Origin of the sequence: uncultured Neptuniibacter sp., from assembly GCF_947498015.1 — a bacterium.
GTDB lineage: Bacteria > Pseudomonadota > Gammaproteobacteria > Pseudomonadales > Balneatricaceae > Neptuniibacter.
On sequence record NZ_CANMIR010000022.1, the window covers coordinates 1 to 2,367 of the forward strand.

Here is a 2,367-nt window from a genome sequence, read left to right on the forward strand (position 1 = left end):
CCCTGGAAAGCGATTGTTGATGCTGCGGATGAGATCGATGCAGATGTGATTGTGATGGGGACACGTCCCCATTCAGGCATCGGTCATGCACTGATGGGCTCTACCGCTACAAAAGTGATGCAGCACTCTAAACGTCCGGTCTTAATCGTGCCCTTGGAAAAATAGTTTAAGAGCAGGTTAAGCAACAGAGTCTTATTGTGCAGTGTAAGGGTAGGAAGAAGATAAAAAATGCCATAGCTTATTAAGCTGCACTGCAACATGACCTAAGTGTTACGTTTTTTTTGAATTTATTTTTTATTTAGGTATCGCATTATGGGGTTCTTAGACTAAAGATGAGTTCGAATGTTGAAAAAAAAGGGCATGCAAAGAGGAGGGTATAATTAAAGTGATACGTAAATAGTATCATTGCTGTTTTTTCGAGTATCAAGTTATAATGTGCAAGATCACTTTTTCTCGGAAAATGCTTGATTTAATATCCATTGGTTAATATTTTAATCAAATGGCCTGAAGTGACATCTGTAGACAGTAAACTGCACAGGATCACCAGGGGTTAAGGGTATGAGCCGCGCAATGGTAGCCTTATAAACTATAGGGTTATATTGTGGATAGTTAATGTATTTAGCTTTTAATAATAAAAACGGTTAAATAGAGGAAACAATAATGAATCTAAAAAAAGTTCTTGCTATTGGATTGTTCATGGGCGTTGCAGGTCAGGCTGCTGCAGAGACAACTCTGCGTGTTGCTAGCTGGCTGCCACCAACACATCCACAGAACGCTGTAGTATGGCCGACTTGGTCCAAATGGGTCGAGGAAGCTACAGAAGGCCGCGTTAAAGTTGCTGTTGAATACGGCATGGGCCACCCGAAAACAATGTTTGAACTGGTAGAAGATGGCGTTGTTGACGCTTCATTCAGCTACCACGGTTATGTTCCAGGTCGCTTCAAGCTGACTCAGGCTGTTGAACAGCCTCTGTTGGGCACAAGTGCAGAAGCTGCATCTGTAGCTCACTGGAAAATTCACCAGAAATACTTCGCTAAAGCAAATGAGCATGATGGTCTGGAAGTAATCGGCCTGTTTACACACGGACCAGGTCAGATTCACATGGCTAATCCTGTTAGCTCACTGGGTGATCTGAAAGGTAAGAAGATCCGTCTGGGCGGTGGTGTTCAGGGTGAGATCGGTCATCGTATGGGCGTAACTGCGGTTGGCGCACCAGCACCAAAAGTATATGAAATGATGCAGCAGGGCGTTATTGACGGTGTATTCATCCCTATGGGTGAGCAGAAGTCTCTTCGTCTGAAAGAAGTTGCTAAAAATGTTGTAGCTCTGCCAGGTGGTATGTACCTGGGTAGTTTCGCAATGTTCATGAACCCTGATTTCCTTGCGGACCTGGATGCTAAAGATCGTGAAGCGATCATGAGCGTATCTGGCGAGAAACTGTCTGCAATGGCAGGTAAAGCTTGGGATGCGGGCGATGCTGCGGGTCTTGAAGCTGCGCAGGAAGCAGGCGTAAACATCACTATGGTTAAAGAGGGTGATGCGCTGGCTAATGAATTTGTTGAACTGACTAAAGGCATGGATGACGCCTTCATTGAGTCTGTTGCAGATCGTGGTGTAGATGCTAAAGCTGCACTGACTGAACTGCGTGAGATAGCACGTAGCTACAAGTAAGTAACTACTGCGCTATTAAGCAACAAAGTAGGAGTCTTTTATGGCTTTGAGTGCCTGGATTACAGCGCACTACGAAGAGAAAGGGCCAGTCGCTTGGCTGGCCTTTTTTCTTGAGTTGATTGCGGCATTAACACTATTTTTCCTGATGGCGCTGACCTGTGCCGACGTTTTCGGTCGGTATTTTTTGGACAACGCTGTTGACGGTACAACTGAACTCACTGAGATGGGGATCGCTATTCTTGTCTTTGCAGAGCTGCCTATTGTGACCTGGCGTGGCGGTCATGTCGTTGTGGATATCCTCGATAAGATGATGGGTAACACATTGATTAAGGTGCTTGGTCTGCTATCTGCGTTTTTGATGTCCACTTCCCTGTATTTCCTTGCCGTACGTATCTATGAGTTAGCGGCTCGTTCTAATCGTCGTGGTGAAGTGACGGAGTATCTGCAGATGCCGGTGGGATATATTGTTGAATATATCGCCATTATGAGCTGGGTCACTGCAGGGGCCATGATTACATATGGCGTCTATAGATTGCTGTTTACGTCCCGTAACTAGTTTTCGGACTGTTTAAACTCAACAGGTATTTTCTGAATGATTACTGCATTAACCGGTTTTGCGATTTTGCTGCTGATCATCGTCGTAGTACGTGTACCGATCGCGTTTGCGATGGGTCTGGTTGGCTTCTTCGGTTTCGC

Annotated in this window: 3 protein-coding genes; all 3 read left to right on the forward strand. The window is 45.3% G+C overall.

The window, feature by feature from the left end; all coding sequences use genetic code 11:
- Positions 1-12 precede the first annotated feature (12 nt).
- The 3 genes from Q0882_RS16565 (at position 13) to Q0882_RS16575 (ending at position 2,227) form a co-directional block, all read left to right on the forward strand.
- On the forward strand, positions 13-165 hold the full coding sequence (locus Q0882_RS16565; protein WP_299184074.1) for a universal stress protein: 153 nt from the start codon (positions 13-15) through the stop codon (positions 163-165).
- 495 nt (positions 166-660) lie between these two features.
- Positions 661-1,671: a TRAP transporter substrate-binding protein gene (locus Q0882_RS16570; protein WP_299184068.1), complete on the forward strand. Its 1,011-nt coding sequence runs from the start codon at positions 661-663 to the stop codon at positions 1,669-1,671.
- A gap of 40 nt (positions 1,672-1,711) precedes the next feature.
- Complete coding sequence (locus tag Q0882_RS16575; protein WP_299184071.1) at positions 1,712-2,227, forward strand: TRAP transporter small permease; 516 nt, start codon at positions 1,712-1,714, stop codon at positions 2,225-2,227.
- Positions 2,228-2,367: the final 140 nt, after the last annotated feature.

What these genes read in the sequence shown, in the direction of transcription:
- Q0882_RS16575 (WP_299184071.1), top strand. Translation starts at nt 1,712, where the DNA reads ATGGCTTTGAGTGCCTGGATTACAGCGCACTACGAAGAGAAAGGGCCA.
- Q0882_RS16570 (WP_299184068.1), top strand. Translation starts at nt 661, where the DNA reads ATGAATCTAAAAAAAGTTCTTGCTATTGGATTGTTCATGGGCGTTGCA.